At 27.4% G+C, this 22,522-nt stretch carries 12 protein-coding genes and 2 tRNA genes; 9 read left to right on the top strand and 5 right to left on the bottom strand.

From position 1 onward, the window contains the following. Positions 1 to 94 precede the first annotated feature (94 nt). The 5 genes from K5Q05_RS03125 to K5Q05_RS03105 all read left to right on the top strand — a co-directional run bounded on the left by K5Q05_RS03125 (position 95) and on the right by K5Q05_RS03105 (position 10,176). Positions 95 to 1,540, top strand: coding sequence for a nicotinate phosphoribosyltransferase (locus tag K5Q05_RS03125; protein WP_025443572.1), 1,446 nt, complete (start codon positions 95 to 97; stop codon positions 1,538 to 1,540). A 4-nt stretch (positions 1,541 to 1,544) separates the two neighbouring features. Continuing rightward, complete coding sequence (locus K5Q05_RS03120) at positions 1,545 to 4,757, top strand: exodeoxyribonuclease V subunit gamma (RefSeq protein WP_099497066.1); 3,213 nt, start codon at positions 1,545 to 1,547, stop codon at positions 4,755 to 4,757. A gap of 18 nt (positions 4,758 to 4,775) precedes the next feature. Next, the gene (gene recB, locus K5Q05_RS03115) at positions 4,776 to 8,219 is read left to right on the top strand and encodes an exodeoxyribonuclease V subunit beta (protein ID WP_099497067.1); all 3,444 of its coding nucleotides are present in this window, start codon (positions 4,776 to 4,778) and stop codon (positions 8,217 to 8,219) included. Between the two features lie 9 nt (positions 8,220 to 8,228). Continuing rightward, on the top strand, positions 8,229 to 10,067 hold the full coding sequence (gene recD, locus K5Q05_RS03110) for an exodeoxyribonuclease V subunit alpha (RefSeq protein WP_025443574.1): 1,839 nt from the start codon (positions 8,229 to 8,231) through the stop codon (positions 10,065 to 10,067). A gap of 35 nt (positions 10,068 to 10,102) precedes the next feature. Then, positions 10,103 to 10,176 (top strand) — tRNA-Asp (locus tag K5Q05_RS03105). A 219-nt stretch (positions 10,177 to 10,395) separates the two neighbouring features. On the opposite strand, the gene pfkB is transcribed toward K5Q05_RS03105, so the two are convergent. Further along, positions 10,396 to 11,304 carry a 1-phosphofructokinase gene (gene pfkB / locus K5Q05_RS03100; RefSeq protein ID WP_221019293.1) on the bottom strand — a complete coding sequence of 303 codons (909 nt, stop codon included), beginning with the start codon at positions 11,302 to 11,304 and terminating at the stop codon, positions 10,396 to 10,398. Between the two features lie 115 nt (positions 11,305 to 11,419). Between pfkB and K5Q05_RS03095 the strand changes: the two genes are divergently transcribed. Next, positions 11,420 to 13,267, top strand: a complete 1,848-nt coding sequence (locus K5Q05_RS03095; protein WP_025443576.1) for a fructose-specific PTS transporter subunit EIIC — start codon at positions 11,420 to 11,422, stop codon at positions 13,265 to 13,267. Between the two features lie 33 nt (positions 13,268 to 13,300). Here K5Q05_RS03095 and K5Q05_RS03090 read toward each other — a convergent pair whose 3' ends face one another. Continuing rightward, complete coding sequence (locus tag K5Q05_RS03090) at positions 13,301 to 14,026, bottom strand: hypothetical protein (protein WP_025443577.1); 726 nt, start codon at positions 14,024 to 14,026, stop codon at positions 13,301 to 13,303. 88 nt (positions 14,027 to 14,114) lie between these two features. On the opposite strand from K5Q05_RS03090, the gene K5Q05_RS03085 reads away from it, so the two are divergent. Next, positions 14,115 to 15,383, top strand: a complete 1,269-nt coding sequence (locus K5Q05_RS03085) for a M18 family aminopeptidase (protein WP_025443578.1) — start codon at positions 14,115 to 14,117, stop codon at positions 15,381 to 15,383. After that, a complete protein-coding gene (rnmV, locus tag K5Q05_RS03080) occupies positions 15,374 to 15,919 on the top strand; it encodes a ribonuclease M5 (RefSeq protein ID WP_232515439.1) in 546 nt (181 codons plus the stop codon). The genes K5Q05_RS03085 and rnmV overlap by 10 nt, the downstream gene beginning before the upstream one ends. A gap of 6 nt (positions 15,920 to 15,925) precedes the next feature. Here rnmV and K5Q05_RS03075 read toward each other — a convergent pair. The 3 genes from K5Q05_RS03075 to K5Q05_RS03065 all read right to left on the bottom strand — a co-directional run bounded on the left by K5Q05_RS03075 (position 15,926) and on the right by K5Q05_RS03065 (position 19,040). Next, a tRNA-Asn gene (locus K5Q05_RS03075) sits at positions 15,926 to 15,997 on the bottom strand. 60 nt (positions 15,998 to 16,057) lie between these two features. Then, on the bottom strand, positions 16,058 to 18,121 hold the full coding sequence (locus tag K5Q05_RS03070; protein ID WP_165940959.1) for a LysM peptidoglycan-binding domain-containing protein: 2,064 nt from the start codon (positions 18,119 to 18,121) through the stop codon (positions 16,058 to 16,060). Further along, a complete protein-coding gene (locus tag K5Q05_RS03065) occupies positions 18,081 to 19,040 on the bottom strand; it encodes a hypothetical protein (protein WP_025443580.1) in 960 nt (319 codons plus the stop codon). Before K5Q05_RS03065 ends, K5Q05_RS03070 begins: the two co-directional genes overlap by 41 nt. 96 nt (positions 19,041 to 19,136) lie before the next feature. On the opposite strand from K5Q05_RS03065, the gene mfd reads away from it, so the two are divergent. Further along, positions 19,137 to 22,520, top strand: coding sequence for a transcription-repair coupling factor (mfd, locus tag K5Q05_RS03060; RefSeq protein WP_025443581.1), 3,384 nt, complete (start codon positions 19,137 to 19,139; stop codon positions 22,518 to 22,520). Positions 22,521 to 22,522 lie beyond the last annotated feature (2 nt).

The following is a 22,522-nucleotide window of genomic DNA, read 5'->3' as shown; positions in this document are numbered from 1 at the left end:
ACAATTTTCCTAAATTTAATAACAATAAAGATAAGTTAAGATAAAAATCATAAAATTGAAAAGCAAATATCAGTATGATGTATAATATAAATCAATGAAAAATTTATCACTATTCACAGACTTTTATGAACTTTCAATGATGAATGCTTACTTCACAAAAAACATCAATCCAAAAGCCAAATTCGAAATGTTTTTTAGAAAAACCCCATTTAAAAACGGATATATAATTTTAGCAGGAATGCACACTTTATTTAATATTTTAAAAGCATTCCAATTCAAAGAAGAAGAGATTAAATATCTAGAAAGTCTAAAATATTTTGATAAAAACTTTTTAGAATATTTAAAGACATTTAGATTAAACATAAAAATAAGCTCAATAAAAGAAGGAAGAATAGTTTTTCCCTATGAACCTATACTAATTATTGAAGGCAATCTAATTGAACTTTTGCTTATAGAAGGAATTGTATTAAATACAATAAATTTTGAAAGCCTAATTGCAACTAAAACAGCAAGAATTAAAGAAGCTGGGGCTAAAAATCTAGCTGAATTAGGTCTTAGACGAGCTCAAGGAATTAATGGTGCACTCTCAGCAAGCAAAGCTGCTTACATAGGGGGCGCCGACTTCACAAGCAATATGCTTGCGGGATTTAAATACAATATCCCTGTAACTGGCACAATGGCTCATAGCTGGGTAATGAGTTTTGAAAGTGAAGAAAAAGCTTTTTGGGAATACGCAAAAACATATCCAAACAACGTAAGCTTACTAATTGACACTTACGATACACTTAACAGTGGACTGAAAAATGCAATAAAAGTTTTTAAAGCACTAAAAAACAAAGGAAACAAAAATTTTTCTGTTAGAATTGACAGTGGAGATCTTGAATACTTAAGCAAAGAAGTTAGAAAAAAACTTGACGAGAATGGATTATTTGAAGTAAAAATTATTATATCAAACGAACTTGATGAAGAGATTATTATGTATCTAAACTCAATTCATGCTCCCATTGATTTTTGGGGGGTGGGTACTAATTTAGTTACTGCAAAAGGAGATCCCAATCTTGCAGGAGTATACAAAATAATATCAATTAAACAAAACGATGAATTTATTCCTAAAATGAAAATATCAAATAATATAGACAAAACAACATTACCTTCTCAAAAAGGAATTGCAAGAATATATTCAAATGGACAAATGATTTTCGATCTAATTTTTTTAAAAGAAGAAGAAGAAGAAATAAAAGAAATGTTAAGTTCAAAAAAGAAATTTATCATTTTTCACCCCATACAAGAAAATATATTCAAAGAAATAAAAACATATGAAAGCTTTGAATTTTTAATGCATACAGCCTTTGAACATAATAAAACTCGTAAAACCTTCGAATCAAGTTTAGAACACATAAGAAAAAGGGCTCAAGGCGACCTAAAAAAAATCGATCACACTTACAAGAGAATAATAAATCCACACATATACAAAGTAAGCATTACAGAAAAATTAAAAAACTTAAGGAACATGCTTACTAAAAAAAACAAAATTCTATAACAATATGTACAAAATATATAAAACAAACAAAGTAAGCAGAATTTATAACAAAATTAAAGAGCTAACTAGAAATGACGACATATTCAAAAAAGAAACCATCATCATCGTAAAAAACAACATTTTAAGTGGAGAAATTAAAAAATATATAGCCAATATGAATGAAGTCTCATATAACCTCAATATAAAACAAAACATAATGAAAACGATATATAAACTTTCAATAAAAAACCACAATATAAAAAATTTTTTAGAAAATAATACACTACTCCTTTACTCAGAAACAGAAAAATTCATTCTATATCACATATTAAAAGACAATAAAATAAAAAACATCAAAGAATTTAAATCAACAAAAAATAGATATATATTTTCATTAAAGATAGTAAACTTATTTCATAAATATTACTCTAAATTTTCAAATCTGATTGAGCATTGGAGACAAAATAAACTTCTTTTTAAAGATAAAAATGAGAACCATAGTGAATTAATGCAAAAAGAAATGTTTGACAAACTATTTGAAAATCAAATCAACATTTTTGACCTGCAAGAAAAAATAGCAAAAGAGACAACAAAAACCCAACAGAGCATTGAAACAAAAAGAATAATAATCATTGAAGAAACCAGAGAAATTGACAGAAAGATCTTATATTGCTTGCAAAAAATTTTTGACATTACAGTGTACGAATTAATACTTGAAGACATAACTCAAATTAAATCCACTTTAATAGAAGAATTAGTACCAATAAAATTTCAAAAATGCAACTCAAACATGCAAATAGAACAAGAAATTGATATTCAATCATTTAAAGAGAAAAATTTTTTAGCAAGTTTCAAAAATAACATTATAAAAGATACCCCTCTATTAAACTTGGATAATAGTTTTAAAATCATAGAGGCAAAAACAAAAAAACGAGAGGTAGAAATTTTAGTAAACAATATTTTACATTCAACACAAAATAATAATTTAAAAATAAATGATATAGTAATAACTTACCTCTCAAAAGATATGGATATGTACTTACCATACATAGAAGAATTTTTAAATAAATATGAAATTGAATTTAACATTCTAGATTCTAAAGATATCTCAAAAAGCCAAAGCGTAACTGCTTTAAAGCAATTAATGAAACTTTTTATTTCATACAGAGGATCGATTAGTAATTTCAACAGAAAAGAAATAATTGAATTTTTAAGTAATACAAAAGTAATGAATAAATTTAACATCTCCATAAGTGAATTAGAATACTTAATAAAATTTAGCGACGCAGTAAATATTAATTTTGGAATGAACGATACGCATAAAGAAAGCTTATCTTATGATAAGAATTTTTTAAATTCATGGGAAGATGGTTTTAACAGATTTCTCACATCTGAAATCTTTAATGAAAAATATGAATGCAAAAATTGTCAAGAAGTTATAAGTTTTCAAGATTCAGATTCAATAATAAGCTTAATAAGCATAATAAGAAGCTTATACGAAGACATAATGTACTTCAAAGGACAAGAATATACAATATACGAATGGGCAGAAATAATAGACATCTTCATAGATAAATATATTAAAATTGAAAATGATAATAAAATTGATGAATATATAAAAACAAGAATACAATACCTTAAAAATTTCTCAAGAGATTTCAATGACAATCTTCACAAAGATTACATGGAAAAAGTTAAAGGAAGAAAAGTTGAATTTGCTCTTTTCAAAATAATGCTTGAAGAAAGCCTAGAACAAAAATCATATCAATTAAATAATCAAAATACAGGTATACTTGTTGCAAGCTCCGATAAAATCGAATATTTACAAAAATCCGAAATTCACTTCTTAGGAGCTAACGAATTAGATTCAAATATTTACTTTGATAACATGAATTTATTAAATGAATATTATGACCATGTTAATGTGGAGCAAGACACCATTTCAAATTTAATTAAGATAATTTTTGCAGCATCAAACAAATTTTATTTTTACTACTCAACAAGCGAATCTCTAAATCCAGAAAGCAATAAACCTAAAATAATAAATAAGATAGTAAACCACATAAAAAATATGGGAGAAGAACTAAAAATTGAAATCCACCCAATTGAAAATTACAATTTTGAATACTTCAAACAAGAAAAAGATGATTACTTAATCAACTATGATACAGAGGCTTTTAATATTGCAACATTACTACAAAAAAGCAATCACTCAAAATTCAAACAGAAAAGAATCAAATTAAAAAAACAAATCACACTAGAAATAGAAGATATCAATAAAGCTATGACTAATCCTTACAAATACTTTTACGAAGAAATATTAAATGTATACATCAAAGATATAAGCCAAATAAGTGAAATTAAGGAAAATCAAGAAGAGCAGATTATTGACATTGATAATTTTAATTACAAGCTAATGAATAATCTCATACCAATACACGAATGCATAAGAGATGAAATTAATGAAAACCACATATTAGAAATAATAGATATTATAATTGAGAACCAAATTCAAAAGGGAATAATTCCTATAAACATCAAAAAAGCAACAGTAAAAGAAAAATTCATAGTAAAATTCAATGAAATTAAAAATAATATTACTATTAATTTTCAAGAATTTTTCAAAATGCAAAAAGCCGACATCATATTAAACAAAAACATACCCATTAACTTTGAAGGTGAAACGCTAGAATTTAAGTTAAAAGGAAAACTTAAAAACATATATAAAATCGATAATCAATATTATTACATCAATTTAGAAAAAAAAGATTACAGCCAAGACAAAATCATCAGAAAAATAAATCTATACATAATGGGGCTAATTTTAAAAAGTGAAATTGAGAATATAGATTCAATTCAAGAAATAAGAATTCTTTATGAAAACTCTAAATTATCACTCGATAATAAATATATAAATAAGATAATAAACTCTTCAGATCTTGTAAATCTACTAAAACAAATAGCATATATTTCAAGCTATCCCACACCAATCTATAAGGATTTAATACAAAAAAGTTTAATTAAAACAAAAGATATAAACGAATTTCCAACAATATTAATAACACAAATAAAATCTCTGAAAAAAAGCATTAATATTAACAAAGCTATGGAATTTATTCTCAAACAAAAAGATATAACATGGTGTCCATACTATAACAGATTTAAAGACACTCATGATTTAAACATAGATAAAAACTTAGAAAAGCTACTTCAGGACTTTTATGCTAAATTCATTTAAGGCTATACAATTAATCCTATGAGAAAAATAATAGATAAAATTAAATACAATGAAAAGGTATTAATTGAGGCTTCAGCAGGAACTGGAAAGACATACATACTTGAAAACACTATTACGAACCTACTCACAAACAAAATGTACTCTCCAAGCGATATCTTGGTGCTAACATTCACAAAAAAAGCAACAGAAGAGATGCGCATTAGAATACTAAAATCAATTAAGAATGCATATCAGAATTCAAAAACAAATAAATCTCTACAAACAATTTACGAGCAATCAAATAAAATTTTTATCTCAACAATAAACAAATTTGCACTATACTCTCTAAATAATTTTCAAATAGAGACAGAAAATTTTTCCATATACAGCGTAAAAACAAGCTTTAAATCAGAAATAGATACAATAGTTTATGAGTTTTTAAGAAAAACAGATTCATTAAAAAAAGAATTACAAATTAAAGAGTACGAACTTGAAATCTTTAAATCCAATTTTAAAAATACAAAAGATATAACTCAACATATGAGACAAGCATATAAAAGAAACAAAACAAAAGAACTTGGAGATTGGTTAAAAAATCAAACAACTTTTGAAAAAATACTCATAAATAAGGATAAATTAATTCATAATTATAACTTAATAGTCGAAGCACTAAATGAAATGACTATGGAAGAAAAAAGAATTTTTCTAAATAAACATAACCAAGGAATTAAAACCTCAGAAATAAAATATACTCACGAGAAAGACATAGTCAAAATAACAGACATACTTGTAAATAACAAGTTTTTCTACAAAATAATAGAATCTAATCTCAAACAAAATGTTACTCTATCAGCTAAAGAATTAAAAATACAAACCGATTTAATAGAACTTAGTCATCAAACAAGCACATACAAAGAAGATGAAAACACACTTAAGAAATACATTAAACTAAAAGTCGAACATAAGATACTTAAATATATAGAAAATGAACTTGCACATACTATTAATGAAACAAATACAATAGACCAAAAACATATAATGATAAACTTTAAAAAATACCTAGAATCTTCTAATAGCAAACTATTAAATTCAATAAAAAACAGATATAAAATAATATTAATAGATGAGGCACAAGATTTAGACCTAATACAAATAGAAATATTTGAAATACTTAATGATTGTGGTATAAAAATAGTATTCATCGCTGATCCTAAGCAAATAATTTATACATTTAGAAATGCTGATATATCATTTTACAACCAAAACATAAAATACAAAATAAAAGATGATGCAAGAATAACTTTACTAACAAATCACAGATCAAACAAAGAATTAGTTGAACCATTAAATATTATGTTTGACAATATCTATAATAAAACATTCACAGCTAAAATAGAACAAACAGAATTTACCAAGTCAATAACAAATCCCAAGAATGATGAAAATAAAATTTTTGTAAATGAGAAAAAAATAGAAGCAATAAATATAATCGAAACTGAAGGAAATGAAAACGTCTTACAAAAAACAGCACTAACAATAAAATATTTGCTAACAAACGGCAAAATTTATGATGATAATAAACTTAGACAAATTAAAGAATCAGACATCAAAGTACTTTGCAGGACGAGCAAAGAAATCTCTTTAATGGATCAAGAGCTTAAAAATCAAGATATAAAAACAAGTTTTAAGATCGAAAAGTCATTATTTAAGACTAAAGAATTTAATGAAATATTTTACCTCATAAAATGTCTAGACAGAAAACAAAATTTTCACACTCTAAATTATATATTAACCAGCAAAATAATAAACCTTCCATGGGAATTATATCTAAGGTTAATTGAAAAAAATGAAATAAAATATATAGAAGAAGCTATTATTGACATAATACATTTACTTGAAAATCAAGAAATAACATTAATAAAAGCAATAGACAACATTGTATCAAATAAAGATTTATGGATTAGTCTGGCAAAAAACTTTAGTAACTCTACCTTTACTGAATTTGCACAATCAAAAAAAAGCTATAAAGAAATTCTAATAACTGAAAAAAAATTTGAAGAACTTAAAAACTATGAGACAAGTTTAGATTTTATATCCAAAATTTACTATGAAGACAAAAATATAGAATCACTAATATACACTCTAGAAAGCCTAATCCTTAATGAAAATATTGAACAAGATGAAGATCAAAATACAATTCAAGACAGTCAATCTATAGAAATAATGACAATTCATAAATCAAAAGGACTCAGTCTTAATATTGTATTTCTAATAGGCGATACACAAAACAATGATAATATACTGAAAAAATCTGACACATTTTATAAATTTTGCTTAGAAAATAAGACAGAATATGACTTTTTAAAATTAAAAAAAAATCAACAATTTGCTAAACAGAAAATTTTAAATGAAGAGAAAAACATTTTTTATGTAGGAACAACACGATCTAGGTTTGCCCTATTTATTATCAATAAAGGGACAATAATAAACAAAATGTTAGAACTAGCAGAAATAAAAACAATTGATGGAATAAATCTAGATTTTAACGTATACAATTTGATTAAAATTAATCAATTTAATAAATTAGAAATCAGTAATAATAAAGATATAAAATTAATCCCGCCAACTCCAATAAATAAAAACCTATTTAAAAAAGAACACACACATAGCTACACAAGTCTTGCAGCAATTTATAAGTCCAATTATTATGCAAATCAAGAAACAAAAGATGACGAAACTTATGGCAATGATGATACTCTCACTGATGAAATACTTCCAAGAGGCAAGGATATTGGAAATATTTTACACGCCATAATGAAAGATATAAATTTCAGCGATGCAAAAGACAATTTCAATAACTTTCAAAAAATCAACATTGCCCTTATACAAAAAAAAATAGAACATTTTAATTCAAAACTAAACACACCAAAAACACAAGAAATACTAACAAAGATGATCTACAACATATTAAACACTAAAATTAAGTTTATTAATGCAAGATTGTGTGATATTCAAGAATTGCAAAAAGAAATGGAATTTCTAATCAAAATAAACTCAAAAATCTATAAACAAAAGTCTCTATTTAAAAATCATTACAAATCAGATTTAACATTAAATAACGGATATATAAAAGGAATTATTGATCTTATATTTAAGATAAATAATAGAATATATATTCTAGACTATAAAACAAATTATCTTGGAAAAAATTTGAAAGATTACAATTTAACAAGACTAAAAAAGAAGATGAAACAAGAACAGTATGACTTACAATACAAAATTTACACACTAGGAATGAAAAAAATACTCTTTAAAAACATAGAAGAATATAACAAACATTTTGGAGGAGTAATATATCTCTTTACAAGAGCATTCCAAAATGCTACTAAAGAACAATCTAAAACTCAGAATGGGATTTACTTTAATATACCAAATTTCAAAGAATTAGATTTAGAGCAAATATATTTGCAATTGAATAATTAAAAGGACAATATGAGAAATTATTTAGTCTTAAGAGAGTTTTTAAAAAGCAATAATAGAAATCATTTAGCTCCAGAAATCAAAATTTATGAAATAATAGAGGCTTTAAACATAAACATAGGCAATTGCTACAAAGCATACTCAATCACAAAAAAAATACAAAATGAAAAGTGTGAAGAACTTACTATTTTTTTAATATTTCTATTCAATTACCTTTCCAAAGGTCATTTAAGAGCTAATATTAATTTACTAATAAAAGATATTCAAAAAACAATTGAATGTGCTTTCCTTGAATTGGAAGAAAAAAATCAATTTTACCAAAGATCAATAAACATACTAGAAGAAATTGCAAAATTTACAAAACCAACAAAAATAAACGAAATGATCTTATATTTAAAAGAAAATAATATAATGAAAGATTACAATAAAGATGAAAAAATCACAACTCCTTTAATATTAGAAAATAATATTCACATCTATACCCAAAAAAATTTTAGAGAAGAAGAAGAACTAATACAAAAAATAGATCAAAGACTTAAGAATAATAAAAGTAAAATAAGCGATCAAAGAATAAAAAACATTATAACCAACTTAAACACTAAAGGACTAAGTGAAGAACAGATTAATTCAATCAAAAAATCTTTAAAAAGTAATTTCTTTATACTCAGTGGCGGTCCTGGAACAGGCAAAACAACAACTATTAATTATATTTTAAAGGCAATCGATATTCACTTGAATGTCAAACAAAAAGTAGCTCTTATAGCACCAACTGGAAAAGCAAGTCAAAAACTAAAGTCAAGTTTAAAAACATCATTTAAAAAAATTGAAACAGAATATGGCACAATACAAAAATTATTAAAAACTTCATTTATCAGCAAAGGCAACAAATATGACGAAGCCAATTTTCTAGAATTTGAAATAATAATAATTGATGAAGCATCTATGATAGATGCAAGCACTTTCTTAAAATTGTTAAAGGCAATCAAGATAAGCACAAAACTTATCATAACAGGAGATAAGAATCAACTTCCATCAATAGCTGGAGGAAATGTATATTCAAGTCTTATGAAAATAAAAGAAATAAGTGCTGAAAATGTAGAAATACTTAAAAAAAACTTTAGAAGCAATAATGAGATAAATTTACTAGCAGAAGCAATATATAAAGAAGATGCAAATTTAATTGATCTTCAACTTAACGTTAACAAAAATATCATTTTAAAAGATATCAAAAAAGTAAATATTGAAAATGAATTATTAAATTACAGAAAAAATTTATACAAAGATATCTCTAACTTTGATCTTAACTCACTAAAAGACAAAGAAGTTGAATCAATAATCAATATTCTGCTTAACACCGTCATTTTATGCTCAAAAAATTTTGGAAGATTTGGAATAAAAAGAATAAATGAAATAATAAAATTAGATTTAAAAAAAATCTATGGCAATTTAATTGGACAAATAATTCTAATTACTCAAAATGACTATAAAAATAATCTATTTAATGGAGAAAGAGGTATTCTTTTTAAAGAAGATTCCAAAATTTACGCTTTATTCAAAAGAGAGGATGAAAAATATAAAAAGATAAATTTTAATTTACTAAACAAATATGAACTTAGTTTTGCAACAACAATACATAAAAGCCAGGGTTCTGAATATAAACATGTACAAATAATAATAGAAGATCATCCATTTTTAACAAAAGAACTACTCTATACTGCAATAACAAGAGCTAAAGAAAGTATAGAAATAATATCAAGCAAAGATATTATTAAAAATGTTAGCCTAAAAACAATAGAAAGAGATTCAAAAATCTTAGAGCATATAGATGCATTAAATCAAATTGACAAATAAAAAGAAAAACCATATAATTTTAAGGTGTTGTATTTGGGGGCGTAGTTCAGATGGTTAGAATGCCTGCCTGTCACGCAGGAGGTCGCGGGTTCGAGTCCCGTCGCTCCCGATAACAATCTTTTATAAGAAAAAATTTGTGTCTAGGTTATGTGATTTTTTCACATTTTAATATTAATTATAAAGAATATGCACATCAGGATAAAGAAAAATCCAAGACATAAAGTTATGATAAGAACAATCATTGAAATTGCACTAAAACATGAAAAGTCCACTAAAATGTAAAACTCATTAATATTTAAAAAAATCCAAGTTATCCTAAGTAAAGTCGCTAAAGACGCCTAATTCCCACTTTATCAAAAGTATCATTAACATCATCAAGATTACAAAGTTGCCCTTTAAGTGCTGTTGAGGTACCTGATGCAACTCCAAATCTAAAAGAATCACAAAGAGAACTTCCATTTTGATATGCATATATAAAGCCAGCAACAACAGAATCTCCTGCCCCAATAGTGCTTACTGAATTAATTTTAGGAACACTAGCCACAAAAATATCTTTATTATTAATAAAGATAGCCCCATCGCTTCCCATTGAAACTATAATATTTTGCACACCCATTTCCACAATCTTACATCCAGCATCAATTAGCTCCTTAGTAGAATTCAAATTCATATCTAAAATTTCTTCAAGTTCCTTGATATTTGGCTTGATTAAAAAAGGATTAAGATCTACAACCTTTCGCAAAGCAAGACCACTAGTATCAATAATTAACTGAATATCTCTTGAGAGATGCTCAGCTATTTCATTATAAGCTCCACATCCAAGTGAGCTTGGAACACTACCAGACATAACTAACATACCTTTATCCAATTTTTTCAATTTTAAAATTAAAGATTGAAAATCACTCTGAAGAATAGCAGGTGAATTTCCATTAATTTCTGTTTCTTTTCCATCTGACATCATTTTAATATTTATTCTGGTATTACCAGCTATACTAACAAAATCATGTTCTATCCCCATCAAATCAAGAGAGTTTTTTATATAATTACCTGTAAATCCACCCAAAAATCCAAAAATAACACTTTCCATTTGAAAATTCTTAAGTACACTACTTACATTTATTCCTTTACCACCAGCAAAAAAATCATCCCTAGCTACATAATTAAGACATCCTTTCTGAAATCCATCTACAAATATTTTATAATCAACAGAAGGATTAAGCGTAAGCGTATATATCAAAATAATCTCCTCATTAAATAAATGTAATAATTAATCACCATATGATACAATATCCATACTAATAATGATAAGTATAATATGGATGCTATAATAAATATAGCAAGGAGTGTCCCCTATGCAAGAGTTATTTTCTAAAAAATTAATAATATTAAATTATGAGGGAAAAAGCAAAGATGATGTCATTGAAAAAATGGCCGATATGCTTAATGAAAATGGATATCTAAAAAACAAAGAAGATTTTATAAAAGAGATTAAAAAACGAGAGTCAATAAGCGGCACAGGCCTTGAAGAATATATTGCAATGCCACATGCAAAAGGTAATTTCGTTGAGAAACATGGAATAGCTATATTAAGAGTTAAAGGAGAAGGTTTTGATTTTAACGCTTCTGACTTAAAGCTCTCAAAATTATTCTTCATGATGGCTGTGCCCGAAAATATCACAGGCGACACCCATATTAAAATAATATCCCATCTTAATAACATATTTAATAATGAAGTTCTAAGACAAAAAATCATGACCACAAACAACACAGACAAATTCTTAGAAATTCTTTTAAATGGCAATACAAATGCAAGCATAAACAAAACTGGTTCTAAGCCCTTCATTCTAGCAGTAACAGCCTGCCCCACAGGAATTGCCCATACATATATGGCAGCCGAAAGCCTAAAACGAGCAGCAACTGAACTAAAAGTAGAAATCAAAGTAGAAACTAATGGCTCTAGTGGAATTGATAATCTAATAGAAGATGAGGAGATAAAAAGAGCAAAAGGTATAATTATTGCATCTGGTAAAACCGTTAATAAAGAAAGGTTTGATGGTAAACCACTAATTGAAGTTGAAGTAAAAGAGGGAATACACAAAGCAAAAGAACTCATTCAAAACATTCTTGATAATAAGGCAAAAATTTATACTAGTAATAAAGTAAAAGGAAAAAGCGAAAAAGCTCAAAAAACAGGAAATGCATATAAACACTTAATGAATGGTGTATCCTTTATGCTCCCATTTGTAGTATCTGGAGGAATAATTATTGCAATATCATTCATGTTTGGCATTAAAGCCTTTGATCCAAATGATGCAAGCTATAATAAAATAGCTGATATTTTAATGCAAATCGGCAATGGCAATGCTTTTTTCCTAATGATTCCAATACTTGCTGGGTACATTTCATTCAGCATAGCAGAACGTCCTGGACTTGCACCCGGCATGATTACAGGATTAATGATGAGCAGAGGAAATGCAGGTTTCTTAGGAGGGATCTTAGCAGGATTCATTTCAGGATATGTAACTTTAGCAATAAAATCAATAAGTAAAAAAATAATATCGCCAAAAATAAGTAATATAAACCCCGTCTTAACCTATCCTCTCTTCTCAGTACTAATATCAGGCTTGTTAACATACTCATTGTTAGCACCAATTGCATATATTAATATATCCATAACAAATATATTAAACTCACTTAGCGGAACAAATATGGCACTATTGGGTGCACTACTTGGTGGCATGATGGCAATAGATATGGGCGGTCCTATAAACAAAGCAGCCTATGCATTTGGAATTGCAATGATAACTGCAGGAAATTATATCCCTCATGCAAGCATAATGTTAGGAGGAATGACTCCTCCACTTGGAGTTGCACTTGCAACTAGCATCTTCAAAAATAAGTTCTCTCAAGAAGAAAAAGAAACTGGTAAAATTTGTTATATTCTAGGTGCATGTTTCATAACAGAAGGGGTAATCCCTTTAGCAGCTACAGATCCTTTTAAAATAATACCTGCATGCATAATAGGATCATCCATCGGAGGTTTTTTATCTGCACTCTTTGAAGTAAAACTCATGGCCCCACACGGCGGTATATTCATACTTCCAATAGTCATTCATCCATTAATGTGGATAATATCTATCCTAATAGGAACTTTAATAACAAGCATATTAATAGGGCTTATGAAAAGAGATAAGGATTAATGCTTATCTCTTAAAAAGAATATTATACAAAGTTTAATAAACCAACTTCAATTTTATTGGCTTTTCAAAGCTTAAGGTTCTAATCATACTCAACTTAAGTTCTAAAGTATTTGAGTCAATTTGATTAAATCCAAACTGTTCTTGAATTTTCCTTGATGTCTTAATCTTAACTGTCATATCAGAGTTATCAATAAGCTCGCTTGCATGCGGAGTAAAATCTGAGAAAAAGTAAACTAAGACATCCTTATACTCCTTCTCTGACATTGGCATTTCTTCCGAAGGTAGAAGTGCAGCAAGAGCATCACTTAAACCTTCCTTATTCAGATTAATAATCTTAGTAATATTTTTCAAATTAGCATCAATCTCAAGAACATTTTTTCCATTCTTATTTTTTACCGTAAATATAGGCATTTTCTCATCTTCAAGATAATCTTTTAAAATCTTAATCAAACTACCAAATTGAAAATCCAAATAAAAAGAATCACCATCTGACTTAATCTTTAAAAGTTTTAAACCTAAGTTTTTACCTTCATTGTCAAAATATTGCTTTATTATATCAATAGGAAAAAGAGGAATTTTAGCAACTTCCTCTCCCCCAAGAGTTGTCACAATTTCTTTCCTGACCTTCTCAAATTCTTTATTAACATTAAATTCTAATGAAACCGTCCCACTCACATCATCTTTTAAATTAACTTCTGAAATTGCAGTACAAGCAATAAATATTAAAGGCACAAATATCAACTTATAAAATCTACGCATTTAATCTCCTTAATATATGTACACTTATTAATTTATTATAATAAAATATTAGGTATTAAAACAATCAAACCAAAGGAGAAAAACAAAAATGAATGACCATACATTAGATATATCACACTTCCAAAAGTTACTGGATAAAAGCTTAACTCCATACCATTTAGTAAACTACATCGAAAAAAAGCTGATGTATTATCTTAATGCAAAGGAATTAAAACTTGATGATAAATGGTCATTAAAAACGGGATACTATTATGTAAAAAAGGAAGAAACAAGTCTTATTGCATTCAACATCAACATTAACAACATACATGAACCATTCTTAATAGCAACAGCACACTCTGATAGTCCTGGATTAAAACTTAAAACAGAATCTATAAAGCAAAAAAGTAATGTATTTTCTAACCATATAGAAGTCTATGGCAGCCCAATAATTTCAACATGGACTGATAGAGACTTAAATTTAGCAGGAGTTGTATACTTTAATAAAGATGGAATAATTAACTCAGAACTCATAACAATTGAAAATATTGGAATTATACCAAATGTAGCTATTCACCTAAACCGACAAGTAAATGAAGGATTTGCATATGATGCTCATGAACACATTGTAATCATTACAAGTCTTCAAAAGAGCATTAAAGAAAAAATTCTAGAAAAACTGCAAATATCTAAAAAAGATTTTCTATCATGCGACTTAATATTCACAGCAGCTGAACCTGCCAAAATCATAGGCAGCGAGGGTGAATTTTTAGCATCCAAAAACCTTGACAATAAATCAGGATGTCACGCCATCATGAATGCATTTATTAACACGAATAACAATAAAAACAAAGTAATTGTATTTTTCGACAATGAAGAGATTGGGTCTTTAACTTCCAGAGGAGCTAATTCAAAACTATTAACAGAAGTCTTAGAAAGAATTGATCATGTTTTAAATCTAGGAAAAGAAGAACACTTAATAAAACTAAATAAATCATTCAACATTTCAATGGATGGTGCACATGGGGCTCATCCAGGTTATATAGACAAACATGATCCAAGCTATCAAATCAGTCTAGGGAAAGGAGTAACTATTAAAAGCAATGCCAACTTCAAATATGCAACAACAGCAAATAGCTGCGCAAAACTAAAATCACTAGCTATGAAAAATAATATTAAAATTCAAGAAATAATAATGAAAGCAAATACCAACACTGGAAGCACAATTGGTCCAATTTCAAATTCCCAAACAGGCATCGAAACCATAGACATTGGAACTCCAATGTGGGGAATGCACTCTTTAAGAGAAACTATTGCAATCTCAGATCATATAGAAGCAATAAAACTTGTTAGATCATTTTTTGAAAATTGGAATTAAACCTGGAACAAATAAAAGAAATAATTGTAGTTGAAGGAAAAGATGATGCTAATAGAATAAAAGAATTATTTAAGTGTACTATAGTTGAAACTGGAGGATTATATCTTACACAAGAAACTATCAATATTTTAAAAAAAGCAATAGAAACAAACGGAATAATTATTTTCACTGATAGTGACAAAGCTGGAAACCTAATTAGGAAAAATATCCTTAAAAGAGTCGGTTGCTTAAACCAAGACAAAATTAAGCATGCTCATCTTAAAAGTAACAATCAAGAGGTGGAAATGTCTTCTAAACTTGAAATAACAAAAATTTTAAAAAAAATAGGAACTTTTTATCATGAGAAACAAAAAGAAAGTTTAAGTTTAAATGATTTAATAGAACTTGGCATCACAGGAGAACAATCTAAACACAAAAGAAAACAAATACAAAAACACTTAAGACTAGGAAGTGGTAATAATAAAAAATTACTTGAAAGACTTAATTACTTTAAAATAAAACGAGAAGAAATAGAAAAAATAATCTTAAACAAATAAGAAAAGCTCCCCCAGAAGGAATTGAACCTCCGACCAAGTGGTTAACAGCCACCTGCTCTACCGCTGAGCTATAGGGGATTTAACACTTAGATATTATGCTAAATTGAAACTCTTTTGTCAAGCACACTTGACACATAATTATAAGATTTTCAAAATAGCATCAGCAAGAATTCTAGAATCCCGATCTCTAAGCTTAGAAGATCTAATTGCCCAGGCCTCCTCGTCAAATGCCAAATTTCTAACCTCAACTAAAAATTTGGTCTTAACAATGTTATTTTTTAGCATATAAAGATTTTGTCCCTTAATATAAGAGGCTCTTTTAAAATCTTCTGTCATTTTTTCAATCATATTCTTAGAATGAGAATCAAATCCTTTGCCTTCCTCAGATTGATAATAAAATCCCATACATCGAGGCGCACCAATACTATTATCGGAATGCAAACTAATATAAAGAACATCTTCTTCCTTAAAATTTTTATACTTATTTATAAATTTATTTACAACAGATAATCTTTTTTTCAAACCTTCCAGAGTACCATTTATCCAAGAATCAACTGTATCATTTTTATTTAAATCATAATTATTATAGACTTCATTCTTAACATTAACAAATGTATTATTAGCAGACACACTATCCCTAATTAAATGATCAGGTGATAAAATAGTAAGTTCAACATTAGCTCCATATTCTTTAAGATATACATAGAGTCTTAACGCAATATCATAAACATATTCATCCTCTACAACAAAAATCTCATTATTAAGTCCATCTCTAGCTTTAACAATAGCACCAGGATCAAGTCCCCCATGTCCAGGGTCAATAATGATTAATTTATTTTTTAACTTGACATTTTTAACCGACCTAGATTGTACAAGACTTTCAAAACTTTTAAAAAGCTGACTTGCTTTTTTATAGGCATTTAAAGGAGAATACCAATCTTCTGAATAAAGCTCACTTGGTTGACTCACTTTTTTAGGCTTATACCAATAATGGAAAACTCCATTATCTTCAAACATAGGTATCTTAGGATCTAAAATAACTAAAGCACTAATATCAAAAGCATCCCTACTGTCTAAAACACCTGAAAAATTCAAATCTAACTTTTTACTCTTAGCAGAAGAAATATTTGCAATAGCTTTAACCTTAGTCTTAGCATTTCTAGATTTATCCAACAACAATTCCCTTAGATCTTTATCTGAAATAATTGCCCCTTTGCTCTTATTATAAATCTTAAGTTCCTGATTATGAAAAATACTATTTCCACTCAAATTATTCCAAATCTTAAGATCTTCAAGCAAAATTCCATATCTACGAGCAATGCTATATAATGTCTCACCAACAGACACTTTATGGGATATAAAAGTCTCACTACTGCGCTTTTCAGTCTCTGATTGTAAGGGCTTAAAACTTGGCGAATTTTTTTCCATCATCTTGGAAACATCTAAAACTGAATCTACCTTCAAATTTGTTGCTTTCTCGCCATTAAGACGGACAAGATGCTTTGCAGTAACTCCATAAATATATGCAATCTTACCAAGAGTCTCTCCTTGCTTTACATAATGAAAATTAATATTATCAAAAGCCCTTTTAATATACAATTTTTGACCAATCATTAAATTCTTATTCTCCAGAGAATTAAAGCGTACAATATCCTCAACACTAATATCAAAATCTACGGAAAGTTTTGAAAGAGAATCACCCTTTTTAACTACATATGGCTTTAAAAAATCAGGTTCATCTAAATTTAACTTAGAACCAACCTTAAGACTCTTAAAACTTAAATTATTCCAAGCCATTAATTCTTTTTCCCTAATGCCATATCTTTTCGATATATCTCCAATAGTATCACCGACTTTAACAACATGAATCTTAGCACTAGTATTAATATCGTTCAACTTAGGCTTATCATCGACCTTCCTAGCAACAATTTTGTTAGCCCTAGTCGAACTTGGAATAACTAACACATGTCCAATTCTAATACTCTCAGATATAAGACTATTTACTCTTTTAAGTTCTTTGATTGAAACATTATACTTAAGAGAGAGCGAATATAAGGTATCACCTTTAACCACTTCATGTTTAAAATCGGCATGTAAAACAAAGGAACTTATGGTCCACAGAATAATACTAAATCTTTTAATATTAAAAATAAAAGGACTACTATTTCTCCTTAATACCAGTATTTTGAACAGTATAATCATAAATGATCCAACAATAATCATACTTTTTTAAAAAAAAGGTATACCGTCTGGCTACATAAAAATGACCATCATCAAAATACACATCAGACACAACTTTCCCTGTAAAATCTGTATAAGTTGTTTCAACAATGGAAAATTTACTTGGAACTCTTGAAATATCAGAATTACTACTATTCCACAAATACTCCTTATACTCTTCTAGCATATTGTTAGAACCCGACTTAAGCTCCTGCTTATAAAGATACGATTTACTTCGATCATTTAAAATGAGACTTTCAATATCAATATACAAAAAGAATTTTTCTTTATCCCCAAGCCGCAACGCTGAAAATAAATATTCAACAACCTTATCAGGAGATAGATTCTCTCTTTTCAAAACATTCTGAATTTCATGATTAGAAGTTAAATTAGAAAAATCAAATTCTTCAGCACCATTGCCCATTTTAGGCTTTAAAAACAAAGTAATAACATTAGACTCTATACTTTTTTGTGGATCTGAGATATCTGGAAAAAACACACCTTTGACAAAATAGACTCCATCTTTATCAAATTGCACAAATTGATTTAAGTTCATAACTACAGAAAATCTCTCATTAGGTCTTAAGGTCAAAGTTCTCACAGGAATTGCGATATTTTTTGCTCTATTTCTAACATACTCAAGAGGTCTTTTAACTTTTATGTTAGTAGTACCTGTAACATCAAAATCAAAACCAAAAGTATTAATATCGCCTATTTCAAGAGTAAGTAAATCATCAGATAAATTGCTAAGCGAAACTTCAATAGAAACATTATTATTAACACGATAAATTGATTGATTGAAAAACTTTATCTTAAAATCAAGGCCCTTATAATCTCTAGAAAAAAGCATAAAAGAAACAACAGTAAGTGATATAACAAACAATAATTTTCTAAATTCCATAAACTCCTCAAAATCTAATTATATTACAAATAACGAAACAGAACATACCTATAATATATAATATTATACTAAACTACATAAACAAAAAGGTAAAAAATGAATATAAAAAAAGAATTAACTAACAGGTTACATAACAATCAAAATTTAAAAAGAATGCAACAACTCATTGAAAAAAATATACCTTTTACATTAGTAGGGTACGAAGGATTTTTTAAAGCTTTTTTAATCAACACAATAAAAGAATACAGCAATAATAATAAAGTTATATTAATAGTTAAAAACGAAAATATTTTAGATGAGATTCAAAATGACTTAATGCAAATTACAGACAAAATATATGAACTTAATTATTTCAGTCCCCTTGCATATCAAGGAATCAACTCAAAAAGTAAGATCTTTAGAAAACGAGTAAATTTCTTAATCAATTTTTACGAAAATAACCCTGGAATCTACATTGTCTTGCTAAAGTCTCTACTTACTAAAATTCCTACAAAAGAAAATTTATTTAAAAACATTTACACAATTAAAACAGGTAAGATAATACACATAAAAAATTTTGAAAATAAGCTTATAAAACTAGGATACGAAAAAACAACAAGGGTTACATTACCTGGAGAATTTACAATAAAGGGTGAAATAATAGACATATACCCATTTAATAAAGCAGAACCAATAAGAATTTCACTGCATATTAATAAAATAGAAGAAATCAAATATTTTAATCCCCTCACTCAATTAAAACAAGATAATGATATTTCTGAATTTAATATCATTCCAACAAAGGAAATTATTTGGGATAACGCAAGCATAAACAAATTAAAACATTACATCAAAGAAAATGAATATAAAAAACTATTTAAAAAAATCGAAACAAAATATAATGCAAGAGCAGAAGAAATGTTTTATCCATTAGTAGGAGACACATATCTAAGTCAAGAAATAAATGAAGATACACCTACTATAAATTTCGAAATATCAAATTTGGAAGAAGAGATCAAAAAGATCCACAAAGAGTATGAAAAGCTTTATAATCAAGTAATAGAATCAAAAGAAAAAACAATTTCACCAAAAGAAATTTTCATAAATTTGAAAGATTTAAAACTAAAAACTAATATATTTTTTGTAAAATCCCCTGCAAACACAACAACAGAAGAACTCATAGAATTTAAAATCGAAAGTAAGTGTAAATTTTTTTCAAACATTAAACTTATAAAGGAAGAAATAAAAAACTGGCTAAACAACGGATTTAAAGTAATTATTGCAGCAGAATCTAATTCACAAAAAGAAAAATTAAAATATGTCTTCAAGGATCTGCCAAAAACCATAATTGAGATTTTTAAAATATCAAGCTCACTTATAATAAACAAAGAAAAAATAGCCATTATTACTGAATCAGATATCTTTAATAGAAGACAAAAAATAAACAAAACTTTCGAATCATCAAAGACAAAAATTATTGATTCATTTACTGAAATTGAAAAAAATAGTTACGTAGTTCACATCAACCATGGAATTGGAATATTCCGACAGATAAAAAGAATCAAAACAAGTCTCCTTGAAAAAGACTACATTGAAATTGAATATGCAGATGATGAAAAATTATTTATCCCAATTGAACAAACACACCTTATTCAAAAGTATATTGGCAATGAAACACAAAATATAAAATTAGATAAAATCAGTTCAAAAACATGGGAAAAGAAAAAAGCTTACACAAAGAAAAGAATTGATGAAATTGCCGATCATCTTGTTGCACTTTATTCAGAACGAGAAAGTATCAAGGGATTTAAATATCCTCAAGATCATGAACTGCAATTATTATTTGAATCAGAATTCCCATACGATGAAACTTCAGATCAATTAACCGCAATATCAGAAATCAAACAAGATATGATGAGTTCAAAAGTAATGGACAGACTTTTGTGCGGCGATGTTGGATTTGGTAAAACAGAAGTTGCAATGAGAACCGCATTTAAAGCTGTCATGGGAAACAAACAAGTAGCAATACTTTCTCCAACAACAATTCTTACAGAACAACATTTCAACACATTTAAGCAAAGATTCAAAAACTTTCCAATCAAAATTGCAATGATGAGCAGGTTTACAAAAAAATCAAAAGAAAAGGAAATCATTCAAAACTTAGAAACAGGAAAAATTGACATAATAATTGGAACACACAAAATACTCTCTAAGAAAATAACATATCAAAACTTAGGTCTCATTATAATTGATGAAGAACAAAGATTCGGAGTAAGAGAAAAAGAGAAACTAAAAGAAATAAAAGTCTCTGTTGACTGCCTTGCTCTATCAGCAACTCCAATTCCAAGATCTCTTCATATGTCATTAATTAAACTAAGGGACATTTCTGTTTTAAAAACTCCACCCAAAAACAGAATTAAAATTGAAACTTATGTAGAAAAATTTAGTGAGCTATTAATTAAACATGCAATAGAAAATGAGCTTTCAAGAGATGGACAAGTTTTTTTTGTGCATCATAATATTCAAGAATTAGACTCAATAAAAGCAATGCTAGAAAAAATAGTTCCTTATGCAAGAATTGCAACCCTCCATGCAAAACTTACAGGTAACCAAATTGAAAATATTATGCATGATTTTATAAACAAATCATACCAAGTACTCATAGCAACAACAATAATCGAAAATGGAATAGATATTGAAAATGCAAACACAATAATTATTAACAATGCAAATAGATTTGGACTTGCACAACTATACCAACTGAGGGGCAGAGTTGGAAGAGGCTCACAGAAAGCCTTTGCTTATCTCCTATATAAAGAAAACTCGAGCTTAAAAGAAAATGCGATTGAAAGACTAAGAGCAATATCTGAATCCTCAGAACTTGGATCAGGATTTCAAATAGCAATAAAAGATATGGAAATAAGAGGTGTTGGAAATCTACTTGGAAGAGAACAACATGGAGAAATCGAATCTATTGGTCTAGATTACTACTTAAAAATGCTAAACAAAGCAATTGAGAAGCGAATGGGAAGCAAGAATCTCAAAGAAGACAAAGTCATTATTGAAATCAACTATAATGGATTCATACCCGATAGCTATGTAAATAACGAACAAGATAAAATATTAATCTATAAAAAAATCTCATCCATTCAAAGTGAAGAAGAAAATAATAAAATAAGAGATGAAATTCATGATCGATTTGGATCAATCCCAAAAGAGCTAAATAACTTATTTCTATTAGCAGGATTAAAAATTATTGCAAAAAAACTCAATATTGTAAGCCTTAAAGAAAGAAATGGATTACTCGAAATCGAATATTTAAACATAAAAAGCATTCCTGCTGAAAAAATAATGCAAATTATAAAAGACAATCCCACCATAATTAAAATAAATCCAAAATACAAAAATTCAATTTTTCTAAATTTAAAAAATATTAAAGTATCTGAAAAAATTAATTGTATATACAAAAATTTGAACTATCTTAATGGCAAAATAAGGTGAAA

Origin of the sequence: Borrelia miyamotoi, from assembly GCF_019668505.1 — a bacterium.
GTDB lineage: Bacteria > Spirochaetota > Spirochaetia > Borreliales > Borreliaceae > Borrelia > Borrelia miyamotoi.
The sequence above is the reverse complement of the archived record's forward strand: the minus strand, read 5'-3'. Positions and strand labels throughout refer to the sequence as shown.

What these genes read in the sequence shown, in the direction of transcription:
- K5Q05_RS03125 (WP_025443572.1), top strand. Translation starts at nt 95, where the DNA reads ATGAAAAATTTATCACTATTCACAGACTTTTATGAACTTTCAATGATG.
- K5Q05_RS03120 (WP_099497066.1), top strand. Translation starts at nt 1,545, where the DNA reads ATGTACAAAATATATAAAACAAACAAAGTAAGCAGAATTTATAACAAA.
- recB (WP_099497067.1), top strand. Translation starts at nt 4,776, where the DNA reads ATGAGAAAAATAATAGATAAAATTAAATACAATGAAAAGGTATTAATT.
- recD (WP_025443574.1), top strand. Translation starts at nt 8,229, where the DNA reads ATGAGAAATTATTTAGTCTTAAGAGAGTTTTTAAAAAGCAATAATAGA.
- K5Q05_RS03095 (WP_025443576.1), top strand. Translation starts at nt 11,420, where the DNA reads ATGCAAGAGTTATTTTCTAAAAAATTAATAATATTAAATTATGAGGGA.
- K5Q05_RS03090 (WP_025443577.1), bottom strand. Translation starts at nt 14,026, where the DNA reads ATGCGTAGATTTTATAAGTTGATATTTGTGCCTTTAATATTTATTGCT.
- K5Q05_RS03085 (WP_025443578.1), top strand. Translation starts at nt 14,115, where the DNA reads ATGAATGACCATACATTAGATATATCACACTTCCAAAAGTTACTGGAT.
- K5Q05_RS03070 (WP_165940959.1), bottom strand. Translation starts at nt 18,121, where the DNA reads ATGATTATACTGTTCAAAATACTGGTATTAAGGAGAAATAGTAGTCCT.
- K5Q05_RS03065 (WP_025443580.1), bottom strand. Translation starts at nt 19,040, where the DNA reads ATGGAATTTAGAAAATTATTGTTTGTTATATCACTTACTGTTGTTTCT.
- mfd (WP_025443581.1), top strand. Translation starts at nt 19,137, where the DNA reads ATGAATATAAAAAAAGAATTAACTAACAGGTTACATAACAATCAAAAT.